21 protein-coding genes are annotated in these 17,112 nt (G+C 71.8%); 3 read left to right on the forward strand and 18 right to left on the reverse strand.

The annotated features are described in order from the left end of the window. From ACZ60X_RS23340 to pyrR, 6 genes are all read right to left on the reverse strand, one after another. A partial coding sequence (locus ACZ60X_RS23340; RefSeq protein WP_469602379.1) for a carbamoyl phosphate synthase preATP-grasp domain-containing protein occupies positions 1-119 on the reverse strand: 119 nt, incomplete at its 3' end. Further along, positions 112-1,254 carry a glutamine-hydrolyzing carbamoyl-phosphate synthase small subunit gene (gene carA, locus ACZ60X_RS23345; protein WP_469601621.1) on the reverse strand — a complete coding sequence of 381 codons (1,143 nt, stop codon included), beginning with the start codon at positions 1,252-1,254 and terminating at the stop codon, positions 112-114. The genes carA and ACZ60X_RS23340, both read right to left, overlap by 8 nt. Continuing rightward, positions 1,251-1,811, reverse strand: coding sequence for a PH-like domain-containing protein (locus ACZ60X_RS23350; RefSeq protein ID WP_469601624.1), 561 nt, complete (start codon positions 1,809-1,811; stop codon positions 1,251-1,253). Before ACZ60X_RS23350 ends, carA begins: the two co-directional genes overlap by 4 nt. Then, on the reverse strand, positions 1,808-3,094 hold the full coding sequence (locus tag ACZ60X_RS23355; protein ID WP_469601627.1) for a dihydroorotase: 1,287 nt from the start codon (positions 3,092-3,094) through the stop codon (positions 1,808-1,810). Before ACZ60X_RS23355 ends, ACZ60X_RS23350 begins: the two co-directional genes overlap by 4 nt. Positions 3,095-3,099: 5 nt before the next feature. Next, complete coding sequence (locus ACZ60X_RS23360; protein ID WP_469601629.1) at positions 3,100-4,098, reverse strand: aspartate carbamoyltransferase catalytic subunit; 999 nt, start codon at positions 4,096-4,098, stop codon at positions 3,100-3,102. A 92-nt stretch (positions 4,099-4,190) separates the two neighbouring features. After that, the gene (pyrR, locus tag ACZ60X_RS23365; RefSeq protein ID WP_469601632.1) at positions 4,191-4,772 is read right to left on the reverse strand and encodes a bifunctional pyr operon transcriptional regulator/uracil phosphoribosyltransferase PyrR; all 582 of its coding nucleotides are present in this window, start codon (positions 4,770-4,772) and stop codon (positions 4,191-4,193) included. A 265-nt stretch (positions 4,773-5,037) separates the two neighbouring features. On the opposite strand from pyrR, the gene bldD reads away from it, so the two are divergent. From bldD to ACZ60X_RS23380, 3 genes are all read left to right on the forward strand, one after another. Continuing rightward, positions 5,038-5,541 (forward strand): transcriptional regulator BldD, encoded by a 504-nt coding sequence (bldD, locus tag ACZ60X_RS23370; RefSeq protein WP_010046440.1) that lies wholly within the window; start codon positions 5,038-5,040, stop codon positions 5,539-5,541. Between the two features lie 379 nt (positions 5,542-5,920). Next, positions 5,921-6,166 (forward strand): hypothetical protein, encoded by a 246-nt coding sequence (locus ACZ60X_RS23375; RefSeq protein ID WP_469601635.1) that lies wholly within the window; start codon positions 5,921-5,923, stop codon positions 6,164-6,166. A 29-nt stretch (positions 6,167-6,195) separates the two neighbouring features. Continuing rightward, complete coding sequence (locus ACZ60X_RS23380; protein WP_469601638.1) at positions 6,196-6,639, forward strand: alpha/beta hydrolase; 444 nt, start codon at positions 6,196-6,198, stop codon at positions 6,637-6,639. On the opposite strand, the gene ACZ60X_RS23385 is transcribed toward ACZ60X_RS23380, so the two are convergent. The 12 genes from ACZ60X_RS23385 to ruvX all read right to left on the reverse strand — a co-directional run bounded on the left by ACZ60X_RS23385 (position 6,582) and on the right by ruvX (position 17,087). After that, positions 6,582-7,046 (reverse strand): sensor histidine kinase, encoded by a 465-nt coding sequence (locus ACZ60X_RS23385; RefSeq protein ID WP_469601641.1) that lies wholly within the window; start codon positions 7,044-7,046, stop codon positions 6,582-6,584. The genes ACZ60X_RS23380 and ACZ60X_RS23385 overlap by 58 nt on opposite strands. Next, positions 6,986-7,552: a hypothetical protein gene (locus ACZ60X_RS23390; protein WP_469601644.1), complete on the reverse strand. Its 567-nt coding sequence runs from the start codon at positions 7,550-7,552 to the stop codon at positions 6,986-6,988. The genes ACZ60X_RS23385 and ACZ60X_RS23390 overlap by 61 nt, the downstream gene beginning before the upstream one ends. Positions 7,553-7,695: 143 nt before the next feature. Further along, complete coding sequence (gene nusB / locus ACZ60X_RS23395; RefSeq protein WP_469601647.1) at positions 7,696-8,130, reverse strand: transcription antitermination factor NusB; 435 nt, start codon at positions 8,128-8,130, stop codon at positions 7,696-7,698. A gap of 2 nt (positions 8,131-8,132) precedes the next feature. Further along, positions 8,133-8,699, reverse strand: a complete 567-nt coding sequence (gene efp, locus ACZ60X_RS23400; RefSeq protein ID WP_469601649.1) for an elongation factor P — start codon at positions 8,697-8,699, stop codon at positions 8,133-8,135. 44 nt (positions 8,700-8,743) lie between these two features. Further along, a complete protein-coding gene (locus ACZ60X_RS23405; RefSeq protein ID WP_469601651.1) occupies positions 8,744-9,871 on the reverse strand; it encodes an aminopeptidase P family protein in 1,128 nt (375 codons plus the stop codon). A gap of 70 nt (positions 9,872-9,941) precedes the next feature. After that, positions 9,942-10,841 carry a Pro-rich N-terminal domain-containing protein gene (locus ACZ60X_RS23410; protein ID WP_469601653.1) on the reverse strand — a complete coding sequence of 300 codons (900 nt, stop codon included), beginning with the start codon at positions 10,839-10,841 and terminating at the stop codon, positions 9,942-9,944. Positions 10,842-11,018: 177 nt separating this feature from the next. Then, on the reverse strand, positions 11,019-12,110 hold the full coding sequence (gene aroB / locus ACZ60X_RS23415) for a 3-dehydroquinate synthase (protein WP_469601655.1): 1,092 nt from the start codon (positions 12,108-12,110) through the stop codon (positions 11,019-11,021). Beyond that, positions 12,107-12,589 (reverse strand): shikimate kinase, encoded by a 483-nt coding sequence (locus ACZ60X_RS23420; RefSeq protein ID WP_469602382.1) that lies wholly within the window; start codon positions 12,587-12,589, stop codon positions 12,107-12,109. The genes aroB and ACZ60X_RS23420 overlap by 4 nt, the downstream gene beginning before the upstream one ends. A 32-nt stretch (positions 12,590-12,621) precedes the next feature. After that, positions 12,622-13,806 carry a chorismate synthase gene (gene aroC, locus ACZ60X_RS23425; protein WP_469601658.1) on the reverse strand — a complete coding sequence of 395 codons (1,185 nt, stop codon included), beginning with the start codon at positions 13,804-13,806 and terminating at the stop codon, positions 12,622-12,624. A 188-nt stretch (positions 13,807-13,994) separates the two neighbouring features. After that, positions 13,995-14,834, reverse strand: coding sequence for a shikimate dehydrogenase (locus ACZ60X_RS23430; protein ID WP_469601661.1), 840 nt, complete (start codon positions 14,832-14,834; stop codon positions 13,995-13,997). Then, positions 14,815-16,497, reverse strand: coding sequence for an endolytic transglycosylase MltG (mltG, locus tag ACZ60X_RS23435; RefSeq protein WP_469601663.1), 1,683 nt, complete (start codon positions 16,495-16,497; stop codon positions 14,815-14,817). The genes ACZ60X_RS23430 and mltG overlap by 20 nt, the downstream gene beginning before the upstream one ends. Positions 16,498-16,622: 125 nt before the next feature. Continuing rightward, positions 16,623-17,087, reverse strand: a complete 465-nt coding sequence (ruvX, locus tag ACZ60X_RS23440; RefSeq protein ID WP_469601666.1) for a Holliday junction resolvase RuvX — start codon at positions 17,085-17,087, stop codon at positions 16,623-16,625. Between the last annotated feature and the right edge of the window lie 25 nt (positions 17,088-17,112).

Here is a 17,112-nt window from a genome sequence, read left to right on the forward strand (position 1 = left end):
TCGGCCTTGAGGACCCGGCACGCCTGGGTGCCGGAGTAGTCGAACTCGGCGGCCTGGCCGATGACGATCGGGCCGGAGCCGATGACCAGGACGGACTGGATATCGGTGCGCTTAGGCACGCTGGCCCTCCATCAGGGAAACGAAGCGGTCGAACAGGTAGGCGGCGTCGTGCGGGCCGGCGGCCGCTTCGGGGTGGTACTGGACGGAGAAGGCCGGCTGGTCGAGCAGCTGCAGCCCCTCCACGACGTTGTCGTTCAGGCAGACGTGCGAGACCTCGACCCGGCCGAACGTGGTCTCGCTGACCTTGTCGAGCGGCGCGTCCACGGCGAAGCCGTGGTTGTGCGCGGTGACCTCGACCTTGCCGGTCGTGCGGTCCTGGACCGGCTGGTTGATGCCCCGGTGGCCGTACTTCAGCTTGTAGGTGCCGAAGCCGAGGGCGCGGCCGAGGATCTGGTTGCCGAAGCAGATGCCGAACAACGGCGTCTTGCGCTCCAGGACGGCCGTCATGAGGGCGACGGGGCCGTCGGCGGTGGCCGGGTCGCCGGGGCCGTTGGAGAAGAACACGCCGTCCGGGTCGACCGCGTAGACGTCCTCGACGGTCGCCGTCGCGGGCAGGACGTGCACCTCGATGCCGCGCTCGGCCATGCGGTGCGGGGTCATGCCCTTGATGCCGAGGTCGATCGCGGCGACGGTGAACCTCTTCCTCCCGGCCGCGGGGACGACGTAGGCCTCCTTGGTCGCGACCTCCTCGTACAGGCTCGCGCCCTTCATGTGCGGCTGCGCCCGCACGCGCGCGAGGAGGTCAGACTCGGCCGCGATCGCCTCGCCGGAGAAGACGCCGGCGCGCATCGAGCCGCGCTCGCGCAGGTGACGGGTCAGCGCCCGGGTGTCGATCCCGCAGATGCCGACCACGTCCTGCCGCTGCAGCTCCTCGTCCAGGGAGCGCTTGGCGCGCCAGCTGGACGGCACGCGCGCGGGGTCGCGCACGACATAGCCGGAGACCCAGATCCGGCCCGACTCGTCGTCCTCGTCGTTCCAGCCCGTGTTGCCGATCTGCGGCGCGGTCGCCACGACGATCTGGCGGTCGTACGACGGGTCGGTCAGGGTCTCCTGGTAGCCGGTCATACCGGTGGAGAACACGGCCTCGCCGAAGGTCTCCCCCACGGCCCCGTAGGCGCGGCCGCGGAAGATGCGGCCGTCCTCCAGGACGAGTACGGCGGGAACCCTGGCGGCTCCCCTGGTGGAGGTCGTCATCGCGCGCCTTCCGTGTCGTTGGTCATGTGGTTCAGGGTGTCGACCCACTCGGTGTGCTCGGCCACCTGGTCCGAGCGGAAGCCCGAGTCGATCAGCTTGTCGCCGAGTGCCCAGGTCACCACCAGCAGGCCGCCCTCGGGGAGGACCTTGCCGGCGATGGCCTTGTCCAGCCGGGCCCCGCGCAGTGCGGCGACGGGGACGAAGAAGTCGGACGCCCCGGGACGCTCGACCTCCAGCCCCGCCTCGGTCAGGGTCAGCTCGGCCCGGCTGCGGGTGCCCAGGCCGTGGGCCACGATGCGGTCCAGCCACTGCCCGGCGGTGGTGGAGCCGTGGTAACGGCCGCTCAGCCTCAGTTTCACCGGGCCGGTCTCCTCCGGCGCGCCGGGCGGCTCCGGAAGGTCGCTCTGGAGCGTGCCGCGCCACTTCCAGCCCTCGCGCATCAGCCAGTAGACGAGCGCGACGAACAGCAGGAGTCCGACGAGCCAGCCGATGCGGGCCGGCCAGTCGGTGACGTCGGCCGACCTCTTGGCCTCGGCCAGCAGGATTACAGGTGTCACGTGAGCTTCCCGTCGACGAGCGTGGCCTTGCCCCGCAGCCACGTGTGCGTCACACGGCCCGGCAGCTCACGCCCCTCGTAGGGGGTGTTGCGGCTGCGCGAGGCGAAGCCCGCGGGGTCCACCTGGCCACGGTATTCCGTGTCGACGAGGGTGAGGTTGGCGGGCTCACCAGCCGAGACGGGACGGCCGTGCCCGGTGGCCTGTCCGATCTGCGCGGGCTTGACGGACATCCGGTCGGCGACGCCGGCCCAGTCCAGCAGGCCCGTGTCGACCATGGTCTCCTGGACCACTGACAACGCGGTCTCCAGGCCGACCATGCCCATGGCGGCGGCGGCCCACTCGCAGTCCTTGTCCTCGTGCGGGTGCGGGGCGTGGTCGGTGGCGACGATGTCGATGGTGCCGTCGGCCAGGGCCTCGCGCAGGGCCATGACGTCGCGCTCGGTGCGCAGCGGCGGGTTGACCTTGTAGACGGGGTTGTAGGTGCGCACCAGTTCGTCGGTGAGGAGCAGGTGGTGCGGGGTGACCTCGGCGGTCACCTGGATGCCCCGGGACTTGGCCCAGCGGACGATCTCGACGCTGCCTGCGGTCGACAGGTGGCAGATGTGCACGCGGGAGCCGACGTGCTCGGCGAGCAGCACGTCCCGCGCGATGACCGACTCCTCGGCGACGGCCGGCCAGCCGCCGAGGCCCAGCTCGGCGGAGACGACGCCCTCGTTCATCTGGGCGCCCTCGGTCAGCCGCGGCTCCTGCGCGTGCTGGGCGACGACACCGCCGAAGGCCTTCACGTACTCCAGGGCGCGCCGCATGATCACGGCGTCGTCCACGCACTTGCCGTCGTCGGAGAAGACGGTGACCCCGGCGGCCGACTCGTGCATGGCGCCCAGTTCGGCGAGCTTCCTGCCCTCCAGGCCGACGGTGACGGCGCCGATGGGCTGGACGTCGCAGTAGCCGTGCTCCCGGCCGAGCCGGTAGACCTGCTCGACCACGCCGGCGGTGTCGGCGACCGGAAAGGTGTTGGCCATGGCGAAGACGGCCGTGTAGCCGCCGGACGCCGCCGCGCGCGTCCCGGTCAGCACGGTCTCGGAGTCCTCCCGGCCGGGCTCGCGCAGGTGGGTGTGCAGGTCGACCAGGCCCGGCAGCAGCACCTTGCCGGCGGCCTCGACGACCTCGGCTCCCTCGGCGCTCAGACCGGTCCCCACCTCGGCGATGGTCTCGCCGTCGATCAGCACGTCCTGCGGCTCGCCGCCGAGCACCTTCGCACCACGGATCAGGATCTTGCTCATGGGTCTCACTTCTCCTCGTCGGTGCGGGCGTGGGTGACGGCGGGCACGTTCTTCGAATCGAACACGGCGCCGCCGAGCAGCAGGTACAGGACGGCCATCCGGATGGAGACGCCGTTGGCGACCTGCTCGACGACCGTGCAGCGGTCGGAGTCGGCGACCTCGGCGGTGATCTCCATGCCGCGGACCATCGGGCCGGGGTGCATCACGATGGCGTGCCCGGGCATCTTCGCCATGCGGTCGCCGTCGAGGCCGTAGCGCCGCGAGTACTCGCGCTCGGTCGGGAAGAAGGCGGCGTTCATGCGCTCGCGCTGGACGCGGAGCATCATCACCGCGTCGGCCTTCGGCAGGGCGCTGTCGAGGTCGTACGACACGGCGCAGGGCCACGTCTCGACGCCGACCGGCACCAGGGTGGGCGGGGCGACCAGGGTGACCTCGGCGCCGAGGGTGTGCAGCAGGTCGACGTTGGAGCGGGCGACCCGGCTGTGCAGGACGTCGCCGACGACGGTGATGCGCTTGCCGGACAGGTCCTTGCCGAGGCCGGCGTCGCGGCCGATCAGCCGGCGGCGCATGGTGAAGGCGTCCAGCAGGGCCTGGGTGGGGTGCTGGTGGGTGCCGTCGCCGGCGTTGATGACGGCCGCGTCGATCCAGCCGGAGTTGGCGAGACGGTAGGGGGCTCCGGAGGCGCTGTGCCGGATGACGACGGCGTCGACGCCCATGGCCTCCAGGGTCTGGGCGGTGTCCTTCAGGGACTCGCCCTTGGAGACGCTGGAGCCCTTGGCGGAGAAGTTGATCACGTCGGCGGACAGGCGCTTCTCGGCGGCTTCGAAGGAGATGCGCGTGCGCGTGGAGTCCTCGAAGAACAGGTTGACGACGGTACGGCCGCGCAGGGTCGGCAGTTTCTTGATCGGCCGGTCGGCGACCCGGGCCATCTCCTCGGCGGTGTCGAGGATCAGGACGGCGTCGTCGCGGGTGAGGTCGGCGGCCGAGATGAGATGACGCTGCATCTGTCAGGCTCCGTAAGGCAGTTAAATCGGGAGAATCGGGGCAGACGGGCGCGTGCGCGGGTACGCCGAAGCGGACCCTCGCGCCTGACGTGCTACTGGCCGGTCGGCTTCACACCGAGCAGCACGGTGTCGCGACCGTCCTCCTCGGCGAGCTGGACCTTGACCGTCTCCCGCAACGACGTGGGGAGGTTCTTGCCGACGTAGTCGGCGCGGATCGGCAGCTCACGGTGGCCCCGGTCGACCAGGACCGCGAGCTGCACCGCGCGCGGGCGCCCGATGTCGTTCAGGGCGTCGAGGGCGGCGCGGATGGTGCGGCCGGAGAAGAGCACGTCGTCGACGAGGACCACCAGCTTGCCGTCGACGCCGTCGCCGGGGATCTCGGTGCGGGCCAGCGCGCGCGGCGGGTGCATGCGCAGGTCGTCGCGGTACATGGTGATGTCGAGCGAGCCGACGGGGACGGCGCGCTCGGTGATCTGCCGGAGCTTGACGGCGAGCCGCTGGGCGAGGAAGACGCCACGGGTGGGAATGCCGAGGAGGACCACGTCGTCGGCGCCCTTGGCGCGCTCGACGATCTCGTGGGCGATGCGGGTCAGCACCCGCGCGATGTCGGGGCCTTCGAGAACGGGCCGCGCATCGGATGCCTGCGCGATGGCGGGCGAGTCATGCTTGTCCATACGAAACGGACCTCCTTCTCCGCCTCACGGGACGGACCTTAAAGGACGTCGGATTTGCGCCATCCACCGTAGCAGGTCATCGGGAGAGCCTCACCCACCCCCTCCTTCACCCGCTCGGCCCAATCGACCGCCACTACCACGGAAGAGTCGGTGTGGACCATTCGGCTTGACGCAGAAGAGTCACGCTGCGTAACCTCACAGTGAGTTACCAGCCGCGCGGTGGGCAACCCAGCCGACCGCGTCGACACAGTGTCCGGGGAGCTATATGTCCAGCGAATACGCCAAACAGCTCGGGGCCAAGCTCCGGGCCATCCGCACCCAGCAGGGCCTTTCCCTCCACGGTGTCGAGGAGAAGTCCCAGGGTCGCTGGAAGGCCGTGGTGGTCGGGTCCTACGAGCGTGGCGACCGTGCGGTGACCGTGCAGCGGCTCGCCGAGCTGGCCGATTTCTATGGTGTTCCGGTGCAGGAGCTCCTGCCGGGCACGACGCCGGGCGGCGCCGCCGAGCCCCCGCCGAAGCTGGTCCTGGACCTGGAGCGGCTGGCCACCGTGCCGGCCGAGAAGGCGGGCCCGCTCCAGCGCTACGCGGCGACGATCCAGTCCCAGCGTGGTGACTACAACGGCAAGGTGCTCTCCATCCGCCAGGACGACCTGCGCACACTCGCCGTCATCTACGACCAGTCGCCCTCGGTCCTGACCGAGCAGCTGATCAGCTGGGGCGTGCTGGACGCGGACGCCCGTCGCGCCGTGGCCACCCACGAAGAGGGCTGAGCCGCTTCACACCTGCGCAGAAACGTGCCGTCGGGGTGGCCGGAACCGCATGGTTCCGGCCACCCCGACGGCCTCTCCACGGCGCGGCTTTGGTGCTCCCGGCCCGCCCGGTCCGTCCGCCCGTGAGGGGAGGCGGGGGTCCGCTCCGGAGCTGACGTCAGGCACCGTGCGCGCGCCCTAGTGCCCCGGCAGGCAACGTTTGCCCGTCAAGGAGCGGCGTCCGGTGCGTGCTGTCGGCGTGCCGGCCGGAAGTCCTCGTACTGGGCGTGCTTGGGCTTTCGGCCGGTGCCGCGAGTGGGGGCACCTCCCGCGCAGCGGGGGAGCGTGCCGGGCGTCGCGACGGGGCGAACGTTGCCTGCCCGGGCACTAGCGTCCTCGCATGAACAGAGTCCGACGCACGGCCGCGACCGCCGCGCTCACGCTCCTGCTGCCGCTGCCCCTCACCCCGACAGCCTTCGCCGCCGCGGAACCCGCCGCCCACACCACCCCCGCCGTCCGGCTCGCGCTCCCGCGTCCCACCGGCCCGTACGCGGTCGGCCGCACGGTGTTGCACCTGGTCGACAAGCACCGCACGGACCCGTGGGTGCCGTCGGCGGGCGCCCGCCAGCTGATGGTGTCGATGTAGGCACCGGCACGGGAAGCCCGGCCCCCTACATGACCGTGGCGGAGGCCCGGTTGCTGGCGGCCAAGGCTCCTGGCCGTTCCATCCCGCCGCAGGTGCTCAGCTCGACCCGTACCTGGGCGCGTACGGACGCCCGCCCGGTCTCCGGCAGACATCCCCTGGTGGTGCTCTCCCCCGGCCTCGACCTCCAGCGCTCCAGCCTGACCGGTCTCGCCGAGGACCTGGCCGGCCGCGGCTACGTGGTCGCGCTGGTCGACCACACCTATGAGGCGCTCGGCGTCACCTTCCCCGACGGCCGCACGCTCGCCTGCGCCATCTGCGACCGCCGGGACATCACCCCCGAGGCGGTGGGCGAGAGCAGGGTCAGGGATCTGACCTTCGTCATCGATCAGCTGACGTCCCGGCACCCTGCCTGGCGCTACGCGCGTCTGATCGACCCCCCGGCGCATCGGTATGGCCGGCCGACTCCTGGCTGATCCGGAAGGCGGCCAGGTCGATCTCGGGCGGGCAGCGGTCGCCGCCGTCCCCGCCACTCGACCTCGACCGCGAGTCCTGCCTCGGCGGCCCTCTCGACCAGCCGACCGACGCCCTCCAGGCCCTCCGCCGGGGCTTCGGCACCGGTCTGACGGAGCGAGACGAGCATCCGCCGCAGCCCGGCCAGGGCCTCCCGGCTGGTGCTCTCGATGGCGGCGAGCGACTGCCGCACCCGTTCGGGCTGGGTGCCGAGCACGAGACCGGCCGCCCCGGACTGGATGGCGATCACGCCGATGCCGTGGGCGACCATGTCGTGCAGCTCCCGCGCGATGCGCAGGCGTTCCTCCGTCACCGCCCGGGCGGCGGCATGGTCGCGCAGGGCCTGGCCGTACAGGCGCTGCCGGCGCACCGAGTCACCGACACCATCCACGGGACGGCGACGGTCGCCACCATGCCCAGAACGGTGCCGGCGGCGTCGCCCAGCGTGTCGCCCCGGTGGTCGCCCGCCGCCCACTGGGCGACCCCCAGGGCGACGGTGACGCCGACCGCCGGCACGGAGGTCCGGTGGGTCCGGCCTGCCGCGAGGCAGCCGGCCAGGCAGGCCATGGCCAGGAACAGCGGCCAGGTGTGCTCGCCGAGCGCGAACGTCAGGACCGACTCGGCGGCGACGCAGGCGGACACGGCCACCGGCCGACGCCGGGCCCAGCCGACGGGGAGCGCCAGCAGGACGGCCATGGCCCCGCGGAGCCAGAGACCCTGGACAAGGGCGCCGCGCTGCCCGTGCAATGCGATCTGGTAGGCCGTCGACGCGAACAGCAGCAGCGCGAACAGGGCGGCGGCGCACCAGCACAGCGCCGTCCACACCCCGGAGGGCAGCCGTCTCAGCCACGGAGCACGCGGCAGTGCTTGATCCACCGGTGGATGGTAGCCAGCTCCTGCCCCGCCGGACGTCCGCCCGGAGGACTACCCCCGGCAGCGGACCGGCGCCGAGCACGACGCCGGAGGGCCGCAGCGCAACAAGCGTGTGCTGCGGCCCTCCGGCGTCGACGTACCGTGCGCTACGCCTCGTCCCGGCGCAGGGACGGCTTCAGCTCCTTCAGGCGGCCCAGCAGGCCGTTCACGAACGAGGGCGACTCGTCCGTGGAGAACTCCTTCGCGAGCTGCACCATCTCGTCCAGGACGACGGCGTCCGGGGTCTCGTCGACCCAGATCAGCTCGTACGCGCCCAGCCGCAGGATGTTGCGGTCCACCACCGGCATGCGGTCGAGCGTCCAGCCGACCGCGTACTGGGCGATCAGCTCGTCGATGCGCTTGGCGTGGACCGCGTAGCCCTCGACGAGCTGCATCGTGTACTCGCTGACCGGCGGCTGCCGGGTGTCGGACCGGGAGTGCCGGACCCAGTCGGCGAGGACCGTCAGGACGTCGGCGCCACGCTGGTCGCCCTCGAAGAGGATCTGGAAGGCGCGCTTGCGGGCCGTGTTGCGGGCAGCCACGGTTAGCTGTTCACCCGGCCGAGGTAGTCGCTCGTGCGGGTGTCGACCTTGATCTTCTCACCGGTGGTGATGAAGAGCGGGACCTGGATCTGGTGGCCGGTCTCCAGGGTGGCGGGCTTGGTGCCGCCGGTGGAGCGGTCGCCCTGGACGCCCGGCTCGGTCTCGGCGACGGTCAGCTCGACGGCGGCCGGCAGCTCGACGAAGAGCACCTCGCCCTCGTGACGGGCGACGGTGGCCTCGAAGCCCTCGATCAGGAAGTTCGCGGCGTCGCCGACGGTCTTCCGGTCGATGTGCAGCTGGTCGTACGTCTCCATGTCCATGAAGACGAAGTAGTCGCCGTCCATGTACGAGAACTGCATGTCGCTCTTGTCGACAGTGGCCGTCTCGACCTTGACGCCGGCGTTGAAGGTCTTGTCGACGACCTTGCCGGACAGCACGTTCTTGAGCTTGGTGCGCACGAAGGCCGGGCCCTTGCCGGGCTTGACGTGCTGGAACTCGACGACGGACCAGAGCTGGCCGCCTTCCAGCTTGAGCACCAGGCCGTTCTTGAGGTCGTTCGTGGAAGCCACGGTTGCGGAATCTCCTGGACTGACGTACGACCCCGGGTCACGCGCTACAGCGCGAGCAGCTCCTTGGTCGTGATGGTGAGTAGCTCGGGTCCGCCGTCCGCCTCGGGGCGTACGACGAGCGTGTCATCGATCCGGACACCGCCCCGGCCCGGGAGGTGGACCCCCGGTTCGACGGTGACCGGCACGCAAGCGTCCAGTTTACCCATGGCCGCGGGGGCCAGCTGCGGGTCCTCGTCGATTTCGAGTCCGACGCCGTGTCCGGTCAGCGGCGGCAGCGCCTCCGCATAGCCGGCCGAGTCCAGGACCTGGCGCGCCGCGCGGTCCACGTCGCGGTAGCCGGCGCCGGGCGCCAGGGCCTCGCGTCCGGCGCGCTGGGCGGCGAAGACGAGGTCGTACAGCTCGACCTGCCAGTCGGCGGGCGACGTGCCGATCACGAAGGTACGGCCGATCTCGCAGCGGTAGCCGCGGTAGGTCGCGCCCAGGCACACGGAGAGGAAGTCGCCCTCCTCCACCCGCCGGTCGGTGGGGCGGTGACCGCGCCGGCCGGAGTTGGGGCCGGTGGCCACGGAGGTGGGGAAGGCCGGTCCGTCGGCGCCGTGGTCGACCAGGCGCCGCTCCAGCTCCAGCGCGAGGTGCCGCTCGGTGCGGCCGACGAGGATCGACTCCAGCAGCTCGCCGAGGGCCTGGTCGGCGATCTCGGCGCCGATGCGCAGGCAGGAGATCTCCTCCTCGTCCTTGACGACCCTGAGCTGCTCGACGGCCCCGCCGACGTCGGTGAGGCGCAGCGCGGGGGCGGCACCGGCGATGGCCCGGTGCCGGGCCACCGTGAGGTGATGCTCCTCGACGGCGAGGGAGTCGGCGTCCTGCGCCGCGGCCAGCTCCGCCGCCGCGACCGCCGTGTCGGCGCGGGCGGCCGCACCGGTCCCGGCGGCGCTGCGCGGCACGTACAGGCGCAGGTTCTCGTCGGGCCGGCCCTCGTAGGGACGGTCGTCGGGCGGGCCGGCGCAGACGAGGAGGTCCTCGCGTCTGCCGAGCAGCAGGGCGGAGCCCCGCGGGGCGGCGGCGGCGAGATAGCGCACGTTCGCCGGGCGGGTGACGAGCGCTGCCGCGGTGCCGGCCGCGGTGAAGTGGTCTCTCAACCGGGATCGGCGGTTCGCGTACACCTCTGACATGAGACGAGCGTAGGAGTTCTGGGACGATTGTGCTGATTTGTGGGGGCCGAGTGGGGTTGTCCTTCCCTGGTTACCAGCTCGGGGGGCTTGCAATCGCCCGTGCCAGGACTTCGTCCAGAACCCTCGCCGTGCCGGGGACGTCCAGCTGGGAGTTGTCGATGATCGGCAGGCCCGAGCCGTACCAGCCGGCCATGCGGCCGTGGATCCGGGCCACCTCCTCGTCGGTGAGGCGGCGGTTGCCGGAGCGTTCGGCGTTGCGTTCCAGGACGATGTCCAGGCCCGGCAGGAGGACGACCGGGAGCAGGCCGGGGCCCACGTGGCGCTTCCAGCCGCCGAGGCCCACGACCGGGCGGTCCGGGAAGACGGCGTCGTCCAGGATGCAGGAGATGCCGTTGGCGAGGAAGTTGCGGGCGGCGAAACCGCAGGTGCGGCGGGCGAGGCGGTACTGGGCCTCGGAGTTGTCGTTCCAGCCGGACTGGGGGTCGGCGAAGCCGGAGCGGACCCATTCGCGGACGTCGTCCAGGCTGATGTGCGCGGTGGGCACCCTGCGGTGGTCCGCCCAGTACTTCGCGACGCTGGTCTTGCCCGCGCCCGCCGGCCCGATCAGCAGGACGGCCAGGGTGGTGGTCGTCGGATCGGGCAGTGCGGCCGGGGCCGGGGGCGCCGTGGGCACGCCGACCGGACCGCCGGGCGGCAGGGCCACGTGGCCGGTGGTGTCGGGAGCCGGGGGCGCGGGCTGCGGCCCGGGGGGCTGCGCGACCGGCGGCTGTGGGGCGGGGGGCTGGGCGGGGGCCGGGGGGACGGGGCCGGCCGGGGCCGGGAAGCCCGGCGCGGGAGGCACGGGGACGGGCCCGTGGGCGGCTCCCGAGTGCGGGCCCGGGTGGTGGTGTGCGGCCGACGCCCAGCCGGCGTGCGGCAGCTGCCCCGGCTGGTGGGGCGGCGGCAGCGGAGACCCCACTGCGTGCTGCATCCGTTGCCACTCCGTCTCGTACAGGCAAATGGTGCTGGTAGCGGGGGTGCGCCCCCGTTCTCCACCGAACGGTACCGTCCCCGGCCGTCGTTCGGTGAAACGGCCGGGGGCGGCCCGAAGTGCCCAATGCGCCAAGGAAGTCGAGGCGGGGAAACGGACGGACGGAACAGTCGGGACTTAACTCCCGACCTCGCCGTACGCGGCGAGCAGGACGGCCGGGTCCGGGCCCTCCATGACGGTCGGCTTGGCCAGGCCGTCGAGGACGATGAAGCGCAGGAGGTCGCCGCGGGACTTCTTGTCGACCTTCATCGTCTCCAGGAGCTTCGGCCACTGGTCGTAGCGGTAGTGCAGCGGAAGGCCGACCGCCTCCAGGATCGTACGGTGCCGGTCCGCCGTCGCGTCGTCCAACCGGCCCGCCAGGCGCCCCAGTTCGGCGGCGAAGTGCATGCCGACGGCGACCGCGGCGCCGTGCCGCCACGTGTAGCGCTCGTTCTTCTCGATGGCGTGGCCGAGGGTGTGGCCGTAGTTGAGGATCTCCCGCAGGCCCGCTTCCTTCAGGTCCGAGGAGACGACCTCGGCCTTCACCCGGATCGCGCGCTCGATCAGCTCGGCCGTGTGCGGGCCCGCCGGGCTCCGGGCGCTCTCGGGGTCGGACTCGATCAGATCCAGGATCACCGGGTCCGCGATGAAGCCGGCCTTGATGACCTCCGCGAGCCCGGAGACGTAGTCGTGGACGCCGAGGGAGTCCAGCGCGGCGAGGTCGCACAGCACGCCGGCCGGCGGGTGGAAGGCGCCGACGAGGTTCTTGCCCTCGGCGGTGTTGATGCCGGTCTTGCCGCCGACCGCAGCGTCCACCATGGCGAGCACGGTGGTCGGGACGGCGATCCAGCGCACCCCGCGCAGCCAGGTCGCGGCCACGAATCCGGCGAGGTCCGTGGTCGCGCCGCCGCCCACGCCGACGATCACGTCGGTGCGGGTGAAGTTCGACTGGCCGAGCGCCTTCCAGCAGTAGGCGGCGACCTCGGCGGTCTTCGCCTCCTCCGCGTTCGGCACCTGGATGGCGATGACCTCGAAGCCCTGCCCGGCCAGGTCGGCGCGGAGCGCGTCGCCGGTCTCGGCCAGCGCCTCCGGGTGGATCACCGCGACCCGCTTCGCCTTCGGACCGACCAAGGCGCCCAGCTCACCGAGGAGTTGACGGCCGACCAGCACCTCGTAGGGCTCGGTGCCCGCCGTGCCGGCGACCTGGATCCGGGTGACTGCCTCGCTCATGCCTTCTTCAACTCCAGTGCTTCCAGGGCCGCTTGCGTGACCTCTTCGGGGGTACGCCCGTCCGTCGCCACGACGGCCGAGGCCACCTCCTCGTACAGGTGCCGCCGGGCCTCCATCAGCTCGCGCCACTGCTTGCGGGGGTTGACCGCGAGCAGCGGTCGGGCCGCGTTCAGCCCGGTCCGCTTGACGGCCTCGTCCACGTTCATCGAGAGGTAGACCACCCGGTGCCCGGCGAGCAGCGCGCGGGTGTCCGCGTCGAGGATCGCGCCGCCGCCGAGGGCGAGGACGCCCTCGTGCTCGGCGAGCGCGGCGGCGACCGCCCGCTTCTCGATCGCCCGGAAGGCGGGCTCGCCCTCGTCGACGAAGATCTCGGCGATGGCGCGGCCCTCGGCGGCGACGATGTCGTCGTCGGTGTCCCGGTAGCCCAGGCCGAGGTGCCCGGCCAGCAGCTGTCCGACGGTGGACTTGCCCACGCCCATCGGGCCGACCAGCACGATCGCAGGCACGGTGCTCACCGGATGCGCAGGTTGTCGAGGTACGAGCGCACGTTGCGGCGGGTCTCGGCCACGCTGTCGCCGCCGAACTTCTCCGCGACCGCGTCGGCCAGGACCAGTGCGACCATGGCCTCGGCGACGATGCCGGCGGCCGGCACCGCGGAGACGTCGGAGCGCTGGTGGTGCGCCTGGGCCGGCTCGCCGGTGGTCACGTCGACCGTCTTCAGGGCCCGCGGCACGGTCGCGATCGGCTTCATCGCGGCACGCACCCGCAGCAGCTCGCCGGTGCTCAGACCGCCCTCGGTGCCGCCGGACCGGCCGGAGACCCGCCGGATGCCCTCGTCGGTGCGCACGATCTCGTCGTGCGCCAGGGACCCCGGCACCCGCGCCAGCTCGAAGCCGTCGCCGATCTCCACGCCCTTGATCGCCTGGATGCCCATGAGCGCGCCCGCGAGCCGGGCGTCCAGCTTGCGGTCCCAGTGCACGTGCGAGCCGAGGCCCACCGGGACGTCGTAGGCCAGGATCTCGACCACACCGCCGAGAGTGTCGCCGTCCTTGTGGGCCTGGTCGATCTCGGCGACCATCGCCTTCGACGCGTCCGCGTCCAGGCAGCGCACCGGGTCGGCGTCCAGCTTCTCGACGTCGGCCGGCGTCGGGTAGAGGCCCTGCGGCGCCTTGGCGGCGGCCAGCTCGACCACGTGCGAGACGATCTCGATGCCCGTCGTCTCCTTCAGGTACGACCGGGCCACCGCGCCGAGCGCCACGCGGGCGGCGGTCTCGCGGGCGGAGGCGCGCTCCAGGATCGGGCGAGCCTCGTCGAAGCCGTACTTCTGCATGCCGGCGAGGTCGGCGTGGCCGGGCCGGGGCCGGGTCAGCGGGGCGTTGCGGGCGAGGCCGTCGAGGATCTCGGGGTCGACCGGGTCGGCCGCCATGACCTGCTCCCACTTGGGCCACTCGGTGTTGCCCACCATGATCGCGACGGGGGAACCGAGGGTCAGGCCGTGCCGGACGCCGCCCAGGAAGGTGACCTCGTCCCGCTCGAACTTCATGCGCGCACCGCGGCCGTAACCGAGCCGCCGCCGCGCGAGGTGGTCCGCCACCATCTCCGTGGTGATCGGCACGCCGGCGGGAAGGCCCTCCAGCGTCGCGACAAGTGCGGGACCGTGGGACTCCCCCGCGGTCAGCCAACGCAGCCTGCTCAACGGTCTGCTCCTCAGTGCTCGCGCCCGGTACTGCCCTGCGTACGCGCGTCCTCGCGTACGGCGACGGCGTCACCGGGTGCGCGACCCCGGTACGCCACCTTACGATCCTCCCACGTCCGGGGCGGTTGTCCGGCCGCCGGTCCAGCAGGCGGACGCGACCAGGCGGCTCGCGGCGGCCCGCGGTGCGGTCAGCGGGCGGCGAGCGCCTTCTCGCCGGCGCGGCGCATGGCCACCAGGGGTGCCGGGCGACGGCCGGTGATCTGTTCGACCTGGAGGACGGCCTGGTGGACCAGCAGGTCGAGACCGCTGACCACGGCGCCGCCTGCCATGGACCAGCGGGCCGCCAGCTCGGTGGGCCAGGGGTCGTAGAGCACGTCGAAGAGGGTGGCGGGGCGCTCGGGCACAGCGGCGGCCAGGGCGTCGGTGGTCCCGGCGGGCGTGGTGGCGACCACCAGGGGGGCGCGCAGCGCCTGCCCGGCGCCGGCCCAGTCGACCGTGCGGACGTCCACGTCGAGCCGTGCGCCCCACTGCCGCATCTCGGCGGCGCGGGCCTCGCTGCGGACGTAGACGGTGATCTCGCCGGTGCAGATCCGGGCGAGGGCGGCGAGGGCGGAGGAGGCGGTGGCGCCGGCGCCGAGGATGGCGGCGGAGCCGACCTGTTCGATGCCGTGCTCGCGCAGGGCGGCCACCATGCCCGGGATGTCGGTGTTGTCGCCGAGGCGGCGGCCGTCCTCGGTGAAGACGACCGTGTTGACGGCGTCGACCGAGGCGGCCGTCTCGCTGATCTCGTCCAGCAGCGGGATGACGGCACGCTTGAGCGGCATGGTCAGGGACAGCCCCGCCCACTGCGGCCCGAGTCCGTCGAGGAAACGGGGCAGGCCGGCCTCGTCGACCTCGAAGCGCTCGTACGACCAGTCGGTGAGCCCGAGGTCGTCGTACGCCGCCCGGTGCAGCACCGGGGAGAGCGAGTGGGCGATGGGCTTGCCGAGAACGGCCGCCCGGCGGGCGTCAGTTGCCCGATGTGGCATTGAACTTTTCCTTGAGCTGCTTGAATTCGGCGTAGGTCTTGGCGAATTCGGTGTTGTTCTGACCGTCGGTCGCCACGAAGTAGATCCAGCCGTCGTGCGTCGGATTCAACGCCGCCATGATCGCGTCCTCGCCGGGGTTTCCGATCGGACCGGGCGGCAGGCCCTTGTGGGTGTAGGTGTTGTACGGGTTGTGGTTCCCGTTGATCTCCTTCTCGGAGATGTGGATGTTGCTGGTGCCCTTGAGGTAGTTGTACGTCGAGTCGAACTGGAGCAGCTGGTTCGTCTCGGTGTTGCTGGGCTTGAGACGGTTGTAGACCACCTCCGCCATCTTGCGGAAGTCGTCGTGCGTCTTGCCCTCCGCCTGCACCAGGCTCGCGACGGTGACCAGCTCGAAGGCGTTGTTCAGGCCCAGGGACTGGGCCTTCTCGGTGAGGCCGTAGGCGTCGTACTTGGACTTCGCCTGGGCGACCATCTGCTTCAGGATGCTGTCCGGCTTCATGCCCTTGGCGGCCGGATAGGTGCCCGGGTAGAGGAATCCCTCCAGCGGGTCCTTGATGTCGGCGGCGTACTGCGTGTTCTGCGCCCAGGCCGGCAGGCCGAGAGCCTTGTATTCCTGCTGGGCGGTCTTCTGGGTGGTGCCGGCGGCGAGTTCGAGTTTCTTGTCGATCGCCTGGTAGACGCCCACGTTGCGCTCGCCGGGAGTCACCACGACATTGTTCTGGCTCTTGGGGTCCAGCATCATTTGCACGGCACTGGCGGCGGACATCTCCTTCTTCAGGAGGTACGCGCCGGCCTGGATGCTGTTGCCGCCCTTTATGTCGTTCTGCGCGTGCACGAAGGCCTCGGCGCTCTTGACGACGCCGGCCTCCTTCAGACGGTTGCCGATGTCCCAGCCGCCCGCGCCCTTGGGGATCTCGACGACGACCGTCTCTCCGGTGCCGTCGCCCGTGTAGTCCGGGGCCGGGGCGAAACGGTTCTGGTAGAAGGTGTAGCCGAAGTAGCCGACTCCGCCGAGGCCGCCGCCGAAGACCAGGACGACCACCATGCAGGCGCAGCCGGTGCGCCGCTTCTTGGCCTTGACGGGCTTCTTGCCCTTGCCCTTGCCGCGCCGGCCCGGCCGGTCGGCGAGTTCGTGCTCCTCGTCGTCGTCATCGTCGCCGCCCCCGGTGAAGAAGGGGTGCTGCTCCTCCTCGTCGGGCGCGGACTGCGGCTCCGGCTCCGGTTCGGCACGCCTGCGGCCGGGCGGCTCGGGCGGCGGGTAGGCGTCCTCGGTGCCGTAGAAGTCGGGCTGCTCCCCGCCGTAGGCGACGGGGTGCTGGCCGTAGGGGTCGCCGGGGTCGGCCGGGTACGGGATCTGGCCGTGGGTGCCGGCCGCGTCCCAGCCGCCCTGCTGGTGGTACTGCTGCTGGGGGTGGCCGGCGTGCTGGGGGTGGCCGTGCTCGTCATAGTAGGGGTACTGCTCATGGCCGTATCCGGACTGCTGCCCCTGGCCCCAGTCGTCGTAACTCGGCTGCTGCTGCGGCTGCTGCGGGTAGTGCTGCGGCTGGCCGCCGTAGGACTGCGGGCCGCCGTGCGGCTGCTGTCCTTCCCATCCGCCGTCCCCGTACAACGGGTCCTGCGGATGCCACGGTTCGGGGCCTTGGCCCCGGCCATACTCAGTCATCGATCCCCTAGAGCCGCGAGGCCGAGCGGCCACGCGGCCGGTGGGCCGGCGTCCGTTCCGCCTCTCTTGCTGTGTCCCGGTTGTTCGAACACCGGCACATCGCGCGGAACGTTACCGTATCGCGATCAGATGACCACTTCGACGCCCTCGCCGGGTGCTTTACCTGACACCCGTTCGGATTCCAGGGCCTGCTGCAGGATGATGACGGCGGCGGCCTGGTCGATGACCGAGCGTCCCTTCTTCGACTTCACCCCCGAGGCGCGCAGTCCCTGGCTGGCCGTCACGGTCGTCATCCGCTCGTCCACGAGGCGGACCGGCACCGGTGCGATGCCCTTGGCCAGTTCCTGGGCGAAGGCACGGACCTTGACGGCGGCCGGGCCCTCGCCCCCCGCGAGGGAGCGAGGGAGTCCGACGACGACCTCGATCGGTTCGTACTCCTCCACCAGGTGTCGCAGCCGACGGTGGGCGGCGGGGATGTCCCGGCCGGGGACCGTCTCCACCGGGGTGGCGAGGATTCCGTCGGGGTCGCACGAGGCGACCCCGATCCGGGCGTCCCCGACGTCGATCGCAAGTCGACGTCCTCTGCGCATTTCCGACCGTTTCCTTACTTCGCCG

The sequence above is a fragment of the Streptomyces sp. NPDC104106 genome (assembly GCF_055584345.1).

Bases quoted from the DNA above. Each gene is read 5' to 3' on its own strand.
- ACZ60X_RS23375 (WP_469601635.1), top strand. From the start codon at position 5,921: ATGAACAGAGTCCGACGCACGGCCGCGACCGCCGCGCTCACGCTCCTG.
- mltG (WP_469601663.1), bottom strand. From the start codon at position 16,497: ATGACTGAGTATGGCCGGGGCCAAGGCCCCGAACCGTGGCATCCGCAG.
- aroB (WP_469601655.1), bottom strand. From the start codon at position 12,110: ATGAGCGAGGCAGTCACCCGGATCCAGGTCGCCGGCACGGCGGGCACC.
- bldD (WP_010046440.1), top strand. From the start codon at position 5,038: ATGTCCAGCGAATACGCCAAACAGCTCGGGGCCAAGCTCCGGGCCATC.
- ACZ60X_RS23405 (WP_469601651.1), bottom strand. From the start codon at position 9,871: ATGTCAGAGGTGTACGCGAACCGCCGATCCCGGTTGAGAGACCACTTC.
- ACZ60X_RS23380 (WP_469601638.1), top strand. From the start codon at position 6,196: ATGACCGTGGCGGAGGCCCGGTTGCTGGCGGCCAAGGCTCCTGGCCGT.
- ruvX (WP_469601666.1), bottom strand. From the start codon at position 17,087: ATGCGCAGAGGACGTCGACTTGCGATCGACGTCGGGGACGCCCGGATC.
- carA (WP_469601621.1), bottom strand. From the start codon at position 1,254: ATGACGACCTCCACCAGGGGAGCCGCCAGGGTTCCCGCCGTACTCGTC.
- ACZ60X_RS23430 (WP_469601661.1), bottom strand. From the start codon at position 14,834: ATGCCACATCGGGCAACTGACGCCCGCCGGGCGGCCGTTCTCGGCAAG.
- ACZ60X_RS23410 (WP_469601653.1), bottom strand. From the start codon at position 10,841: ATGCAGCACGCAGTGGGGTCTCCGCTGCCGCCGCCCCACCAGCCGGGG.
- ACZ60X_RS23420 (WP_469602382.1), bottom strand. From the start codon at position 12,589: ATGGGCGTGGGCAAGTCCACCGTCGGACAGCTGCTGGCCGGGCACCTC.
- pyrR (WP_469601632.1), bottom strand. From the start codon at position 4,772: ATGGACAAGCATGACTCGCCCGCCATCGCGCAGGCATCCGATGCGCGG.
- ACZ60X_RS23360 (WP_469601629.1), bottom strand. From the start codon at position 4,098: ATGCAGCGTCATCTCATCTCGGCCGCCGACCTCACCCGCGACGACGCC.
- ACZ60X_RS23355 (WP_469601627.1), bottom strand. From the start codon at position 3,094: ATGAGCAAGATCCTGATCCGTGGTGCGAAGGTGCTCGGCGGCGAGCCG.